The 16,387-nt window shown below is 28.2% G+C and carries 15 protein-coding genes; 13 read left to right on the plus strand and 2 right to left on the minus strand.

Annotation, left to right across the window (positions count from 1 at the left end; all coding sequences use genetic code 11):
• Nucleotide 1 precedes the first annotated feature (1 nt).
• From GM111_RS04240 to GM111_RS04290, 11 genes are all read left to right on the plus strand, one after another.
• On the plus strand, nucleotides 2-922 hold the full coding sequence (locus GM111_RS04240) for a tetratricopeptide repeat protein (protein ID WP_156299626.1): 921 nt from the start codon (nucleotides 2-4) through the stop codon (nucleotides 920-922).
• 10 nt (nucleotides 923-932) lie between these two features.
• Nucleotides 933-1,784, plus strand: coding sequence for a D-alanyl-D-alanine carboxypeptidase family protein (locus GM111_RS04245; RefSeq protein WP_156299627.1), 852 nt, complete (start codon nucleotides 933-935; stop codon nucleotides 1,782-1,784).
• Nucleotides 1,784-2,653: a prolipoprotein diacylglyceryl transferase gene (lgt, locus tag GM111_RS04250; protein ID WP_156299628.1), complete on the plus strand. Its 870-nt coding sequence runs from the start codon at nucleotides 1,784-1,786 to the stop codon at nucleotides 2,651-2,653. Before GM111_RS04245 ends, lgt begins: the two co-directional genes overlap by 1 nt.
• Before the next feature lie 14 nt (nucleotides 2,654-2,667).
• On the plus strand, nucleotides 2,668-3,642 hold the full coding sequence (gene trpS, locus GM111_RS04255) for a tryptophan--tRNA ligase (protein WP_156299629.1): 975 nt from the start codon (nucleotides 2,668-2,670) through the stop codon (nucleotides 3,640-3,642).
• Complete coding sequence (locus tag GM111_RS04260; protein ID WP_156299630.1) at nucleotides 3,639-4,100, plus strand: hypothetical protein; 462 nt, start codon at nucleotides 3,639-3,641, stop codon at nucleotides 4,098-4,100. The genes trpS and GM111_RS04260 overlap by 4 nt, the downstream gene beginning before the upstream one ends.
• Nucleotides 4,101-4,140: 40 nt before the next feature.
• On the plus strand, nucleotides 4,141-4,662 hold the full coding sequence (locus GM111_RS04265) for a PTS sugar transporter subunit IIA (protein WP_156299631.1): 522 nt from the start codon (nucleotides 4,141-4,143) through the stop codon (nucleotides 4,660-4,662).
• A gap of 187 nt (nucleotides 4,663-4,849) precedes the next feature.
• Nucleotides 4,850-5,815: a 6-phosphofructokinase gene (pfkA, locus tag GM111_RS04270; protein ID WP_156299632.1), complete on the plus strand. Its 966-nt coding sequence runs from the start codon at nucleotides 4,850-4,852 to the stop codon at nucleotides 5,813-5,815.
• A 27-nt stretch (nucleotides 5,816-5,842) separates the two neighbouring features.
• Nucleotides 5,843-7,282, plus strand: coding sequence for a pyruvate kinase PykF (gene pykF, locus GM111_RS04275; protein ID WP_197034482.1), 1,440 nt, complete (start codon nucleotides 5,843-5,845; stop codon nucleotides 7,280-7,282).
• A gap of 63 nt (nucleotides 7,283-7,345) precedes the next feature.
• Nucleotides 7,346-7,948: a recombination mediator RecR gene (gene recR, locus GM111_RS04280; protein WP_156299633.1), complete on the plus strand. Its 603-nt coding sequence runs from the start codon at nucleotides 7,346-7,348 to the stop codon at nucleotides 7,946-7,948.
• A complete protein-coding gene (gene metK, locus GM111_RS04285; RefSeq protein WP_231479767.1) occupies nucleotides 7,945-9,096 on the plus strand; it encodes a methionine adenosyltransferase in 1,152 nt (383 codons plus the stop codon). Before recR ends, metK begins: the two co-directional genes overlap by 4 nt.
• Nucleotides 9,097-9,116: 20 nt before the next feature.
• Nucleotides 9,117-10,610 (plus strand): peptide ABC transporter substrate-binding protein, encoded by a 1,494-nt coding sequence (locus GM111_RS04290; protein WP_156299635.1) that lies wholly within the window; start codon nucleotides 9,117-9,119, stop codon nucleotides 10,608-10,610.
• 26 nt (nucleotides 10,611-10,636) lie between these two features.
• Here the strand turns inward: GM111_RS04290 and ruvX are convergent, their stop codons facing one another.
• The gene (gene ruvX, locus GM111_RS04295; protein ID WP_156299636.1) at nucleotides 10,637-11,065 is read right to left on the minus strand and encodes a Holliday junction resolvase RuvX; all 429 of its coding nucleotides are present in this window, start codon (nucleotides 11,063-11,065) and stop codon (nucleotides 10,637-10,639) included.
• Between the two features lies 1 nt (nucleotide 11,066).
• Entirely contained in the window at nucleotides 11,067-13,664 is a 2,598-nt protein-coding gene (gene alaS / locus GM111_RS04300; protein WP_156299637.1) for an alanine--tRNA ligase, read from the minus strand.
• A gap of 237 nt (nucleotides 13,665-13,901) precedes the next feature.
• Here alaS and GM111_RS04305 point away from each other — a divergent pair, with 237 nt between their 5' ends.
• Both GM111_RS04305 and malQ read left to right on the plus strand, forming a co-directional pair.
• Nucleotides 13,902-14,906: a LacI family DNA-binding transcriptional regulator gene (locus GM111_RS04305; protein ID WP_156299638.1), complete on the plus strand. Its 1,005-nt coding sequence runs from the start codon at nucleotides 13,902-13,904 to the stop codon at nucleotides 14,904-14,906.
• Nucleotides 14,890-16,386, plus strand: a complete 1,497-nt coding sequence (malQ, locus tag GM111_RS04310) for a 4-alpha-glucanotransferase (protein ID WP_156299639.1) — start codon at nucleotides 14,890-14,892, stop codon at nucleotides 16,384-16,386. The genes GM111_RS04305 and malQ overlap by 17 nt, the downstream gene beginning before the upstream one ends.
• Nucleotide 16,387 lies beyond the last annotated feature (1 nt).

Raw genomic sequence — 16,387 nt, forward strand, 5'->3', positions numbered from 1 at the left:
TATGAAAAAAATGATTTTTATCTTGTCTTTAATATTAATTTCATGTTCAAAAAATGAACCTGAAAACAATGATGTTAAAGTAATGGACCCTAATGGGATAGAAGTAGAAATTGTTAGTGTAGATTCAGCTCATCTTACTAAAATATTAGATGGAAATCTAGATGATAAAAATAACAAATTTTTTAGTGAAGCCGAACTTAAAAAATTTAATGAGAAAAATATAGATGCCAATCAATTATTAAAATATATTGATGAGGCTGAAAATGGTGATCCTAATGCTATAAATTCTTTATCATATATATACTATTTATTGGGAGAAAATGATAAATTAAAAGAAGTTTTAGAGTTAGGACTTAAGTATAATGTAAAGGAAGCTATATTTAATTTAGCCCTATTAGAGATGGAAAACAAAAATTTTGAGAAAGCTATTATCTGTTTTGAAAAACTTCCATCAGATTATAAAAAAAGTGAAATTGAAAACTTTAAATCAGGTATTTATTTAAATACTGCTTCAATTGCATTAAAAAGAAATGATTACGATAAAGGATTATCTAATCTAATTAAAGCATATAATATGGGGATAAAAGAATTGGATTATGAAATTGCCAATATTTATAGAATAAAGGGTGATGAAGATAATTTAGTTAAATGGTTAAAAATTTCCTCAGAATCAAAAAATATAGAAGCAAAAAAATCATTAGCAGAAATTTACTATTTTAAAGGTGATTTAACAGGAGCTTTAAAGCTTTATCATGAAATATATCAAGCTGGTGAAGTTGATTATGCACAACATCTATATTTTGCATATTTAAAACTATTAAACAATCAGGAAGCTTTAAAATGGTATAAGATATCGAGAAATTTAGGTTTAGTAGATAAAAATCCTGAACTTGAAAAACTTAAAGGTTTCTATAATAATTAAAGAGGTAAAAATGAAAAAAATATTATTAAGTATATTACTCTCTTATGTTTCTTTTGCTTTTTCTGCAAAATTATCAAGTAATTTAAATGAAGAGATGACAGGAGTACTTACAAGAGATTATAGGACATATAAAAGTATGTATATAGGAGATAGTGAGTATAATAAATACTATTCATATAACGAAACTAGTACTAGACCTTTGGCATCAGTTACAAAACTTATGACAGCAACAGTGATATTTGATGAAATAAATGAAGGTAAATATACTTTAAATACAAAAGTAAGAGTAGATAAGGAAGCATCTAAAGTTCCATATGGAGTGGTATTAAAAGAAAATAAGATATATACAATAGAAGAATTACTTCATCTATTAATGATAAATTCTTCTAATTCTGCAGCTTATCAGCTTGCTCTTTTTTCTTCAAATGGAAATGTTGATAATTTTGTAAAAAAAATGAATAAAAAAGCTAAACAATTAGGACTTAGATCTTTAAGATTTAATACGCCTCATGGATTGCCACCTGTAGATACAAATAGAGGGATGGATGTAGGAAATGCAAGAGATATATATTTATTAGCGTTAAATGCTTTAAGTAATGAAAAATTACTTGAAATTTCTAGTAAATATACTTATGAGACATCAGATGGAATTAAGATTAAATCAACTAACTCTTTGGTAAAATTAGAAGAGGTTTCTGGATTAAAAACAGGATTCCATAGAAGAGCAGGATACAATATAGTTTATTTAATTAATAATGGAGATGAAAAAATCATACAAGTAATTTTAGGCTCAAATAGTACAAGTAATAGAGAAAAACTTGGATTAAAAACTTTAGAATTAATGAAAGAGAGTGATAAATAATGAAACCATATTTATTTAAAATTGGTAATTTTGAAATTAGAATTTACTCATTAATGTATATTATAGCTTTATTTACAGCAATATTTATTGCAAAAAGAGATGATGTTGCTGAAAAAAGAGGAGTAAAGAAAAATATTATTGAAGATTATGCATATTTTGCAATAATAAGTGGATTAATTGGTGCAAGACTTTATTATGTATTACTTAAATGGGGATACTATAGTCAAAACTTATCAGAAATAGTAAAAGTATGGCATGGAGGACTTGCAATACATGGAGGTATTATTGGAGGTATAATAGGTACAATAATATTTGCTAAAATGAAAAATGTTGATACATTAGTATTAATGGATATGGCAGTAGGGCCATTAATTTTAGGACAAGGTTTAGGTAGAATAGGAAATTTAGCTAATGGAGAAATTCATGGTTTTCCTACAATTACACCATTTTCTGTAATTTTAAAAGGTAATTTTACAACGTGGTGGCAAGAATTTAATGCTATGCCTTTATTAAAACAATTAGAATTTAAAGAATTAGTACCATGGGGAATTACTTTCCCATTAGATACACCAGCAGGACAAGAATTTCCAAATATGAAATTACACCCTGCTATGATATATGAAATGATATTAAATTTCATAGCATTCTATATCATATGGTTTGTATTTAGAAAGAAAGAATACTCAAGAGGTATACTAACTATGATATATATTGTTACCTATGGAATAATTAGAATTATTGTTTCAACATTTAGAGCTGAAGATTTACTAGTTGCAGGAATTAGAGCTCCATATATTATTAGTGCAGTAATGATAATTGTTGGTATAGCAGGAATAGCATATATTAAATCAAAAAAAGAAGTTAAATAAGGAAGGGATAAAATATGAGAAGTTTATCAGGAATACAACCTAGTGGAGTACTGCATCTAGGTAACTATTTTGGAGCATTAAAACAATTTGTTGATTTACAAGATAAATATGAAGGACTATACTTTGTAGCTGATTATCATTCACTAACAAGTCAAATAGATCCAGAAATTTTAAGAACACAAAGTATGAATGTTGTTATGGACTATATTGCAGCAGGACTTGATCCTAAAAAATCTACAATATTTTTACAATCATCTATACCACTACATACAGAACTTATGTGGATATTATCAAACCTTACACCTATGGCTTTACTTGAAAGAGGACATGCTTACAAGGATAAGGTTGCAAAAGGGATAAAAGCAAATGTTGGATTATTTAATTATCCAGTATTAATGGCAGCAGACATATTACTTTATGAACCTGATTTTGTTCCAGTTGGTAAGGATCAAAAACAACATATAGAATTTACAAGAGATTTTGCAGTTAAATTTAATGAATTTTATGGTAAAGAAGTATTTAAATTACCAGAAGCTTTAATACTTGATAGTGTAGCAACAGTAGTAGGTACTGATGGAGAAAAAATGTCAAAATCATATGGAAATATAATAAACATGTATGCTCCTGAAAAAGTATTAAAGAAACAAGTAATGAGTATAGTAACTGATTCAACACCACTTGAAGATCCAAAAGATCCTGATAATAATGTTACTAAACTTTATTCATTATTTGCTGATGAAAACGAAGTTAAAATCATGAAAGAAAAATTCATGGCAGGTAATTATGGTTATGGCCATGCAAAGAAAGAATTATTTGAAAGAATTTTAGACTATTTCAAAGAGCAAAGAGAAAGAAGAATTGCTTTAGAAAATAACTTAGATTATGTAAAAGAAGTATTAAGAAATGGAAGGGAAGCAGCAAATAAAATAGCTTCAGCTAAAATGGTTGAAGTTAGAAAAGCTGTAGGATTGGTAAGTGATCAAATATGAGAAAAATTTTAGCAGCAATGTTTATGGGACTATTTTTAGTTTCTTGTTCTAGTGTTAGTATACCAACATCATTAATAAAAAGTTCGTTAGCAAAAAAAGTTGATGGAAAAAAAGAAATATATTTCTTTAAAGGTGAAACTAAAGTAACAAGAGTTTTTGTTGAAAATAAGAAATTAAATATAGAAATAGAACTTAAATTAGAAAATTCAGAAAAACCAATAGTAGCTTTAATAGAAACAGAACTTAAATATTACCCACCAAAACTATATGCAACACATACAAATATTAAGAGTATAACTAATATTGCGTATGAAGGTGCAGTAAAAGAAGTAATAACTAGAATCGTTCAAACGATATTATTTAATAAAGAAATATTAAATGTTGGAGATACTATTAATCCTGAAAGAATCAAAGATATTTACGTAGGTGAAAAAGCAATAGTTGTTGAATTTAAATAAAAAAATATGATATAATTATATAAAAAACTAGGAGGAAAATATGGGATTTTTATGTCGTTTATTTGGTAACTGTAAAAAAGAAGAAGTTAAAAAAACTGGTGAAATTAAAATAGTGTCTCCTCTTGATGGTAAAGTAATACCTCTACAAGAAGTACCAGATCCAACTTTTGCCCAAGCATTATTAGGTAATGGTATTGGAGTAGAACCACAAAAAAGTGGTGTTGTAAAATCACCAGTAGATGGAACTATAATTCAATTATTTGAAACTAAACATGCTTTCGTTGTAGAAACAGAAGAGGGTGTACAAGTTTTAACTCACTTTGGTTTAAATACTGTTAAATTAAAAGGTGAAGGATTTGAAATTATAACTAAAGAAGGAAGCAAAGTTAAAGCAGGAGATCCGATAGTTAAATTTGATTATGATTTTTTAAAAGCCAATGCGGATTCAATTGTTACACCAGTTGTAATTTTAGAAACAGAAGAATATAAAGCTGTAAATCCAGTAGAAGGTTTAACTGAAGCAGTTGCAGGTGAAACTGTAATAATTAATATAGAAAAATAGTTATAAAGAATGAGTATATGAAAATATATTCATTTTTTATTTTAAAAAATTAAATAAATAATATATTAAAATTAATATATTATCTATTATTTAAGTTTATAAATATATTGATATATATTGATTTTTTTGTTGAAAAATGATAAAATATGTAGGTAATTAATCAAGTTAGTATGAAACGGAGGAGACAATGAAAAAGATAGCAATCTTAACTAGTGGTGGAGATTCACAAGGTATGAACACTGCTATAAGAGTAGTTGCTAAAACAGCTATGCACAAAGGCATGGAGGTTTATGGTATAAGAAGAGGGTATAAAGGAATTTTAGATAGAGATATATTTAAAATGACATTACTTGACGTTGCAGGTCTTGCAGGAAAAGGTGGTACTATGTTATTATCAGCAAGATTACCTGAATTCAAAGACCCAGAAGTTAGAACAAAAGCAGCTAATATTTTAAAAGAATATGGAATTGAAGGTTTAGTAGTAATTGGTGGAGATGGATCATTCCATGGAGCACACTATTTATACGAAGAGCACGGAATTAAAACAGTAGGAATACCTGGAACTATTGATAATGATATAGCAGGTACTGACTATACTATTGGATATGATACAGCATTAAATATAGTGCTTGAATCATTCAATCAAATTAGAGATACAGCTAAATCTCATGATAGAACTTTCTTTATAGAAGTTATGGGAAGAAACTGTGGAGATATAGCTTTAAATGCTGGAATTGCAGCAGGAGCAAATGGAATATTAATTCCAGAAGTAGAAACTTCAATTGATGATATAGTAAATATTATTAAAAGAAGAAGAGAAGCAGGTAAATTCTATGATGTAATTATTATGTCAGAAGGATATAAAAACAAAGAAAACGTTCTTAAAGAATTAAAAGAAAGAATGCCAGAATTAGATGCTAAACTTGTAGTATTATCACACATTCAAAGAGGTGGTAATCCAACAGCAGCAGATAGATTACTTGCAACTAAATTAGGAGTAAAAGCAGTTGAATTATTAGTAGAAGGAAAATCAGGATTAATGGTTGGAGTTGAAAGTTCAAATGTAGTTACACATAAATTATCATATGCTTGGGAAAATTATAATAAAAAATCTCAAGAAGATTATGATATAGCAATGATGTTATCAGTATAAAGTTTAATATATATTAGGAGGAATTAGATGAAAATTAAAATGACTAAGGTTGTATGTACAATAGGACCTAAAAGTGAAAAGAAAGAAGTTTTAAAACAATTAATTTTAAGCGGAATGAACGTTATGAGATTAAACTTCTCACATGGAGATTTTGAAGAACATGGAGCAAGAATTAAAACTATTAGAGAAATCTCTCAAGAAACAGGAAAACACGTAGCAATCTTATTAGATACTAAAGGGCCAGAAATCAGAACAGGTTCACATGCTGAAGGAGACGTTAAATACGATTTAGTAGAAGGACAAGACTTTATAGTAACTACTGATTATGAGTTTAAAGGAACACCTGAAAAAATTTCAGTTTCTTACCCTAACATGACTAAAGATTTAAAACCTGGGGACACTATTTTAATAGATGATGGATTAATAGGATTAGAAGTTAAAAAAATCGAAGGTCAAGAAATCTTCTGTAAAGTTAAAAACTCAGGAGCTTTAGGACAAAAGAAAGGTGTTAACTTACCAGGAGTTTCAGTTTCTTTACCAGCATTAGCTGAAAAAGATAAAGGAGATTTAAAATTCGGATGTGAAGTTGGTGTTGACTTCATAGCTGCATCATTCATAAGAAAAGCTTCAGACGTTGCTGAAGTTAGAAAAGTTTTAGATGAAAATGGTGGAGAACACATTAAAATAATTTCTAAAATTGAAAACCAAGAAGGAATCGATAACTTCGATGAAATCTTAGAATTATCTGACGGAATCATGGTTGCAAGAGGAGACTTAGGAGTAGAAATACCAGTTGAAGAAGTTCCATTTGCACAAAAAATGATGATCAAAAAATGTAATGCAGCTGGTAAACCAGTAATTACAGCAACTCAAATGTTAGATTCAATGCAAAAAAACCCAAGACCTACAAGAGCAGAAGCAGGAGACGTTGCTAATGCAATCTTAGATGGTACAGATGCAGTTATGTTATCAGGAGAATCTGCAAACGGTAAATATCCAGTTGAAGCTGTTAAAACAATGGCTACAATATCTGCTAAAACAGATGAATATGGAGTACCTAAAGTATACTACAGCCACGATGTAACAATTACAGAAGCTGTTTCAAAAGGTGCAGTAGAAGCTGCAGAAAACTTAGGAGCTAAATTAATAGTTTGTTGGACAAAAACAGGAAGAGCTGCTAAAATGATTAGAAAATACAACCCTACAATGCCAATAATTGCTTTAACTGATTCAGAAGTTACTGCAAGACAATTAGCATTAGTAAGAGGAGTTAGAGCAATAGTTGCTAAAGACTTAGACAACGCTGAACACTTCTTCGCTAAAGCTTTAGAAGTTGCTGCATCAAATGCTGCTACAACTGAAGATGAAGCATACACAGGATTCAAAAAAGGTGACTTAGTAGTACTAGTAACAGGAATTTCTGAAACTGGAACAACTAACACTTTCAAAGTTGCAAGAATAGGATAATAAAAATATAAAATATAGAAAAAGAACTGGTTACACAGTTCTTTTTCTATGAAAGGTAATGTTATGAAAAAAATAGATGAATTAGTGCAAGTATTATCTAATTTAAAAGGTATAGGAAAGAAAAATGCAACAAGAATTGCATTTGATTTACTTTCTAAAGATGAAGATGATATTAACTACCTTATATACACTATTAAAAGTTCATATGATACTATAAAACCTTGTAGTATATGTCACAATCTAACTGATGTTGGTATATGTGAGATATGTACTTCAAATAATAGAAATAAGAATGTAATATGTGTAGTTGAAGATACCAGAGATATTTATGCTTTCAATAAAGCTAGTTCATATAACGGACTATATCATGTATTAGGTGGTAAAATTGATCCGTTAAATGGAATAGGTATAGATGAATTAAATATTGATAGTCTATTAGCTAGAATAGAAGAAAATGTAAATGAGGTAATTCTTGCACTAAACCCTGATTTAGAAGGAGAAACAACTATACTTTACCTAACAAAATTACTAAATAATAAGAAAGTTAAAGTAAGTAGAATAGCAAGTGGTATACCTATAGGTGGTAACATTGAATATTCAGATAGTGCTACTTTAATTAAATCATTAGAAGGTAGAGTAATAATAAATGAAAGAGAGGAAGAATAATGGAAAAGATATATTTCACATCAGAATTTGTATCACCAGGGCATCCAGATAAAATTTGTGATCAAATTTCAGATGCAGTACTTGATGCATGTTTAGCTGAAGATGAAAATTCAAGAGTAGCTTGTGAAACATTTGCAACTACAGGTTTTGTATTAGTAGGTGGAGAAATAACTACAAATACATATGTAGATATACAAAAATTAGTAAGAGATAAAATAAAAGAAATAGGATATATACCAGGATTTGGATTTGATTATGATTGTGGAGTTGTAAATATGATACATTCACAATCACCTGATATAGCTCAAGGAGTTGATGTTGGAGGAGCTGGAGACCAAGGAATAATGTTTGGTGGAGCAGTAAATGAAACACCAGAATTAATGCCTTTAGCACTAAGTTTAGCTAGAAATATTATAGTTAAATTAACTACATTAACAAGAAATCAAACTTTAGTATGGGCAAGACCAGATGCTAAAGCACAAGTTACATTAGAATATGATGAAAATGGAGTAGTACAAAAAGTAGAATCAGTTGTATTATCAGTACAACATGATGAGGAAGTAACTTTAGAAACTATCAAAAAAGAATTAAAAGAATTAGTAATTAAACCAGCACTTGCTGAATATGGAAGAGATATTTCAGAAGTAGATAATTTCTATATTAATCCAACTGGACGTTTTGTTATAGGAGGACCACATGGAGATACAGGACTTACTGGAAGAAAAATAATAGTTGATACATATGGTGGATATTTCAGACATGGTGGTGGAGCATTCTCAGGTAAAGATAGCTCTAAAGTAGATAGATCAGCAGCTTATGCAGCAAGATGGATAGCTAAAAATATTGTTGCAGCTGGAATTGCTAAAAAATGTGAAGTTCAATTATCATATGCAATAGGAGTAATAGAACCAACATCAGTATTAGTTGATACATTTGGAACTTCAGAATATTCAGATAGTAGAATAGCTGAAGTAGTAAATGAAATATTTGATTTAACTCCACGTGGAATTGAAAAATCATTATCTTTAAGAAAACCATCATTTAGATACCAAGACTTAGCAGCATTTGGTCATATTGGAAGAAAAGATATAGATTTACCATGGGAAAAATTAGATAAAGTGGATGAATTATTAAATAAAATAAAATAAAATAAAAGGTTAAGGTAAAAATGAATAAAATATTAAAAAGAATAACATATATATTTGTTTTTGTTGCCATATTTTTTTCTTGTGGTAAAAAAGAAGAAAATATAGAAGATAGAGTATTAGTATATAATCTATTTTCAGCACCAAGAACTTTAGATCCTCATAAATATAATGATAATATTTCATTACAAATATCAAATTCAATTTATGAAGGACTATTAAGATTAGATGATAAAGGTGAGATTACTGGAGGTTTAGCAAAAAGCTATACTAAAGAAGGAAATACTTATTTATTTGAATTAAGAGATAAATTAACATATTCTGATGGTACGCCTATCACATTAGAAGATGTAGAAGAATCATTCTTAAGAGTTTTAGATAAAGAATTTTTATCTCAATTTGCATCTCAATTATTTGTAATAAAAAATGCAAAAGATTATTATGAAGGCAAAGTTTCAAGAGAAGATTTAGGTATTAAAGTTGAAAATAATATGCTAGTTATTGAATTAGAAAAAGACATTAAATATTTCCTTTACTTAATGACTTTACCTATTAGTGCTCCATATAAAGAAGGTAAATATAATGGGCCATATAAATTAGAAATTAAAACTGAACAAGATATTATAATTTCTAAAAATGAAAATTATTGGAGAAGTTCAGAAGTTCATGTAGATAAAGTAAAATATGTGTACTTTAAAGATTTTTCAGTTTTAAATAATTTAATAAAAAATGAGGATATAGATATCTCAAGAGTTGATGTTGAATTATTAAATGAAGGTAATATCAATTCATATTATGATGGTAGAATTTGGTATTTAGACTATAATTTAATAAGTAATGAAATGCTAAAAAATATTCATTTAAGAAAAGCTATATCTCTTGCTATAGAGAGAGATGCTTATATGAATGTAAAAAATGATGGTTCAAAAAAAGCACTTAATTTAATAAATGAATTATTTGAATATACACCAGATTTCTTAATTGATGATTTTAATATAGAAACTGCGAAAGCTGAATTAGAAATTGCAAAAAAAGAATTAAATGTTGATAGTATTAAATTAGAATTATTATCAGGTAATACGCCTATAGAAGTAAAAGAAATACAATTTTTACAAGAGCAATTAAAGAAAAATTTAGATATAGAAGTTGAAGTTAAAACTGTACCATATGGAGATAGACTGACATTAATTAAAGAAAACAATTACGATATTGCATTAAATACATGGTCTGCTAAATATAGAGACCCACTTGCAATATTAGATAGATTCTTGTTTAAAAATAAAAAAATAGAAGTATTTGAACAAGAAAAATATAAAAACTTAGTTGAAGATTCAAGAATATTTACAGAAGATAGAATGGATAAAATAAAAGCTGCAGAAAAACTATTATTAGAAAATTATGTAGTTTCACCATTATATTTCTCAATTGAAAATCAATACGTAAGTGATAGAGTAACAAGCATAATAAACCATCCTATAGGAAATGTAACAGATCTTTCTTATGCTAGATGGAAATAAATAACGGAGTAGTTAAACTACTCCGTTTATATTTTACCTTTATATTTATCTAAAAAGTTCTGTAATATTATTTGTGCTGCAACCATATCTACTACTTTTCTTCTCTCTTTTCCATTTTTTTTAGAAAAGTTTTTTAAATAGTATTCTGCTTCTTTAGTTGTATATCTTTCATCCATGTAATGAATAGGGAAATCTTCAGGGATAAATGGTTTTAATTCTTCTACAAATCTATGTATTTTTTCAACTTGTATAGCATTTTGGCCATCTTTTGTTTTAGGTAGGCCTAAAACTAGGCCTACTATTCTTTCCTCTTTTATTATTTCCTTAATTCTTTCATATGGATTTGTGACATTTCTATCTATAACTTCATAGCTAGAAGCAAACATTCCCAGTCCATCAGATTTTGCAACACCTATTCTAACATCACCAACATCAAGTCCTAAATAAAATTTCATATTATATTCCTTTTATAAACTCTAATGTTTTCTCTAATGCTTCTTTTACTTTATTACCATCTTTTCCACCAGCTTGTGCAAAATCAGGTCTTCCACCACCATTACCATCAGCAATAGTAGCAGCATTTTTAACTATATTTCCTGCGTGGTATTTATTAGTTAGGTCTTTAGTTACTCCAGAAACAAACACAGCTTTTTCATTGTTAGATCCAAATAGGATAATACATGATTTAAGTATTTCTTTTGCTCTATCTACTAAATCTTTTAATTCATTTACATCTTTATCTTTAAATGATTTAACTAATACTTTAACACCATTTACATCTATTGCCTCATTAGTTAAATCATTGATTTCAAATTTAACTAATCTTCTTTGTAAATCTTTAATAGTGTTTTCTTGTACTTTAACTTCTTCTCTAAATTTATTGATTGCAGGTAATAAGTTAGCAGGAGAAGTTTTGAATTTATTAGAGATATCTTGTATATCTTTTTCTAATCCATGTACATATTCTAAGCTCTTATATCCAGTAATTGCTTCAATTCTTCTTATACCAGAAGCTTTACCTTGTTCAGATTTAATTTTAAATAATCCTATTTCTCCAGTAGAAGATACATGTATTCCTCCACAAAGTTCTAGAGATACACTAGAGATATCAACAACTCTTACTACATCTCCATATTTATCACTAAATAAAGCCATAGCTCCTTTAGCGATTGCATCATTAATATTTTCATAGTTAATGTATACAGGTAAGTTTTCAAGTATTAATTCATTTACTCTGTTTTCAATTATTGCAACTTGTTCAGGACTTACTTGTTCATAGTATGAGAAGTCAAATCTTAGTCCTTCTTCATTAACTAATGATCCTGCTTGTTCTACTGTAGTACCTAAAACTTCTCTTAAAGCTTTATGTAATAAGTGAGTAGCAGTATGATTTTTTCTGATATCATTTCTTATTTTTTTGTCTACTTCTAATGAGTATTCTTCATTTAATTTAAGTTCTTGTCCTGAGATATAGTGGATAAATACATCTGATTTTTTAGCTACATCTTTTACTTCAGCTATAATTTCATCATTAAATTTAATAACACCTCTATCAGCAACTTGACCTCCACCTTCAGCATAGAATGGAGTTCTATCAAATATTACCTCATAAAGTCCATTTTCTAATTCTTTAACATGTAATACTTTACCAAAGTCATGTAAAGTATCATAACCTGTAAATAAAGTTTTACCATTTTCTTTATAGAATTTATCAATGAATTCATCTTTAATCATATCCGAATTTTTAACTCTTGAATCTTGTGATCTTTTAACTTGTTCTTCAAGTTTTTGGTTAAATTCTTCTTCACAAACTTCCATATTATTGTTTTCAACTATTAATTTAGTGAATTCAAATGGGAATCCGTATGTATCATATAATTTGAATGAAACTTCACTAGGTAATTTAGTGATATTTTCTACTTTACATTTTGCAATCTCATCAAATAGTATTTCAGTTCCACCTTTTAAAGTTCTAGAGAATTTATCTTCTTCTGATTTAATAATATTTTTAATATATTCTCTTTTTTCTTCAAGTTCTGGATATGCTTCTTTCATATTATCTATTACTGCATCAACTATTTTATGTAAGAAAGTTAATGAGTTATCAAATATTTCTCTATTTTCAACAGCTCCTGCTCCATAAGCTCTTCTTATTAATTTTTTAAGTATATATCCACGACCTTCATTTGATGGTAAGACTCCATCGCAAATTAAGAAAGTAGAAGCTCTTAAGTGATCAGCTATTATTTTAACTGAAACAGATATTTGTTCACCTTGTATTTCTAATACTTTTTTGATGTTATCAATAATTGGTGTAAATAAGTCAGTTTCAAAGTTGTTCACCTTATTTTGTACAACTGAAGCTATTCTTTCAAGTCCAGCCCCTGTATCTATATTTTTTTCTGGAAGTGGAACTAAAGAACCATCTTCTAATCTATTCCATTCAGTAAATACTAAGTTCCAGATTTCTAGGAATCTATTTCCTTCATCACCTGGTTTTGAATTAATTTCTTCATTGTTTTCACCCATGATTTGAGTATCATAGTATATTTCAGAACATGGTCCGCATGAACCTATAGGACCTGCAGCCCACCAGTTATCATCATCACCAAGTCTAACCATATGATCTTCTGGCACTCCAACTTCTTTAGTCCATATATCATAAGCCTCATCATCTGTTAAATAAACAGAAACATAAAGTCTGTTTGGATCTAGTTTTAATACTTCTGTAATGTATTCCCAAGACCACATTATTGATTCTCTCTTGAAGTAATCTCCAAATGAGAAGTTTCCTAACATTTCAAAGAAAGTGTGGTGTCTTGGTGTAACTCCAACATTTTCTAAGTCGTTAGTTCTAATACATTTTTGATATGTAGTTATTCTATTGTATGGAGCTTTTTTCTCACCTAAGAAAAAAGCTTTAAAAGGAACCATACCAGCTACTGTTAATAGTAGTGTTTTATCATCTGGTATTAGAGATGCACTTTCAAAGTGTTTATGTTCTTTAGATTTAAAAAACTCTATAAAGCTTTTTCTTAATTCATTTCCAGTCATTTTTTCATCACCTTTGTTATAAATTTTCATTTTAAAATTATATCATAAAAAGATATAAATTTCAATAAATTTGAAGCTAGTGAAATAAATTAAAATAAAGGATATATCAATGTTTTAAGATATAATTAAAAGTAGTAGAAAAAAACTGTGCAATTTTTTTGCATAAATACTATTGTAAATTTAGAAAAATGATAGTATACTTAATTATGAAAATGCTTGCACAAAAAAGGAGTACTTATGAAAAAAATTACAATTAAAGATGTTGCAAAAAAAGCAAATGTAAGTGAAGCTACTGTATCAAGGGTAATGTCAAATAGCTCATTAATTAGTGATAAGACTAAAAGGAAGGTTTTAAAAGTGATTAAGGAACTAGACTATTTTCCTAATTCAGCAGCTGTTTCATTAACTAAAAGCAGTAGTAGAATTATAGGAGTAGTCATTGAAGATCAAAATGATAATCCGCTTCAAAATGATTTCTTTACAGAAACATTATCATATATTAGTACTTGTGCACTTGAAAGAGGGTATTACATATTGTATATACACTCTAAAGATAACCAAGAATCACATGAGAACATTGAAAGATTAATAAAAACCAATAGAATAGATGGGTTAGTGTTCTTAAATCTAGTTGAAAATGATAGAAATATTAAATACCTACAAGAAATAGATTTCCCTTATGTAGTACTTGGGACACCTAAAGAACTTGATAAAGGAATGTGGGTAGATAATGATAATATTAAAGCAACAAGAGAAGTTACTAAAAAATTAGTAGAAAAAGGATTTAAACATTTTGCATTTTTATCTGGACCTACAAATTTAACAGTTTCAAATTATAGAAAAGAAGGATTCTTAAGAGCGATGAAAGAAGCTAAAATGAAGAGTGAGTATCAAATTTCATCTGATTTTGATTCTTATGAAGCATATGCTGTTACTAAGAAGTTATTAAAAAAAGATAAAAATATAGATGCTGTAGTTACAACAGATGATATTTTAGCAATAGGTGCAATAAGAGCAATAGAAGAGTTAGATAGAAAAGTAGAAGTTACAGGATTTAATAATTCTAAACTTAGAAAATATCTAAAACTTGATTTCATAACTGTTGATATACGTTATGAAGAATTAGCAAATAAGTCAGTAAATATTTTAATAGATAGCATTGAAAATGTAAAAAGAGAGAAAAACTTTGTTATAGTTCAAGCAGATATTATAGAAGGAGAAACAAATGGAACAAAATTATGATTACAAACACATTAATAAAAATAGAAAGAGTGCAATAATTATGCATATTTCTTCTTTATGGAGTGAATATGGTATAGGAAATTTAGGGAAAGAAGCATATGAATTTGCAGACTTTCTTAAAGCATCAGGACAATATTATTGGCAAATATTACCTACAGGTCCTACAGGTTATGGAGATTCACCATATCAAGCGTTTTCATCTTTTGCAGGTAATCCATATTTTATAGACTTTAGAATTTTAGATGAAGAAGGACTATTAAATAAGGAAGATTATCAAGGACTAGATTATGGAGATAATCCAGATAGAGTAGACTTTGGTAAAATATATGTAACAAGAAAAGAAGTATTAGCTAAAGCATTTGAAAATTTCAAAAGAATAGAAGATAAAAAATATGAAGAATTTTTAAATGAAAATTCTGATTGGATTAATGATTATGGATTATTCATGGCTTTAAAAGAACATTTTGGTAATGTTTCTTGGGAATATTTTCCTAAAGAAGTTAAAGATAGAAACCCTGAAGAATTATCAAAATTTGAAGTACTTTTAAAAGATAAGATTGATTATCAAAAATTTGTGCAATACAAATTCTTTGCACAATATACTAAATGGAAAGAATATGTAAATTCATTAGGAGTTAAAATTATTGGAGATATGCCTATATATGTTTCTCCAGATAGTTTAGAAGTATGGAAAGATAGAGATTTATTCTTAGATGATATAGTTGGAGGATGCCCACCAGATGGATTTAGTGCTGGAGGACAAAAATGGGGGAATCCAGTATATGATTGGAAAAAACATGAGGAAACAGGATTTAAATGGTGGATTAACAGAATAGAAAAAACTTTAAAATACATAGATGTATTAAGAATAGATCACTTTAGAGGATTTGAAGCTTATTGGGCTGTTCCAAAATTTGATGAAGATGCAAGTAATGGGAAATGGGTTAAAGCACCAGGTGCAGAGTTATTTGAAGCTGTGGAAAATGCTTTAGGTAAAATAGACATAGTTGCAGAAGATTTAGGATATACAACTATAGATGTAGTTAAATTTAGAGAAAAAACAGGATTCCCTGGTATGAAGATGTTGCAATTTGCATTTAATCCTGATAATGAAAGTGATTTCTTACCTCACCAAACAGAAAGAAACTGGGCTGTTTATACTGGGACACACGATAGTGATACTGTTAAAACATGGTTTGAAAAAGCAAATCCTGTTGAAGTTGAATTTGCTAAAAAATACTTACATTTAACAGATCCTAATGATTATGTTAAAGGATTTATTAGAGCTGCGTGGTCTTCAGTAGCAAATCTTGCAGTAGCACAAATACAAGATTTCCTAGAACTTGGTGATGAAGGAAGAATGAATACTCCTTCAACTTTAGGTAACTGGTCATGGAGAATTAGAAAAGAAATGCTTACTAAAGAGTTAAGTGATGAAATTTATGATTTAACAAAAACATATTTTAGATTAAATAAGTAAG

This window comes from Streptobacillus canis (assembly GCF_009733925.1).
Classification (GTDB): Bacteria; Fusobacteriota; Fusobacteriia; order Fusobacteriales; family Leptotrichiaceae; genus Streptobacillus; species Streptobacillus canis.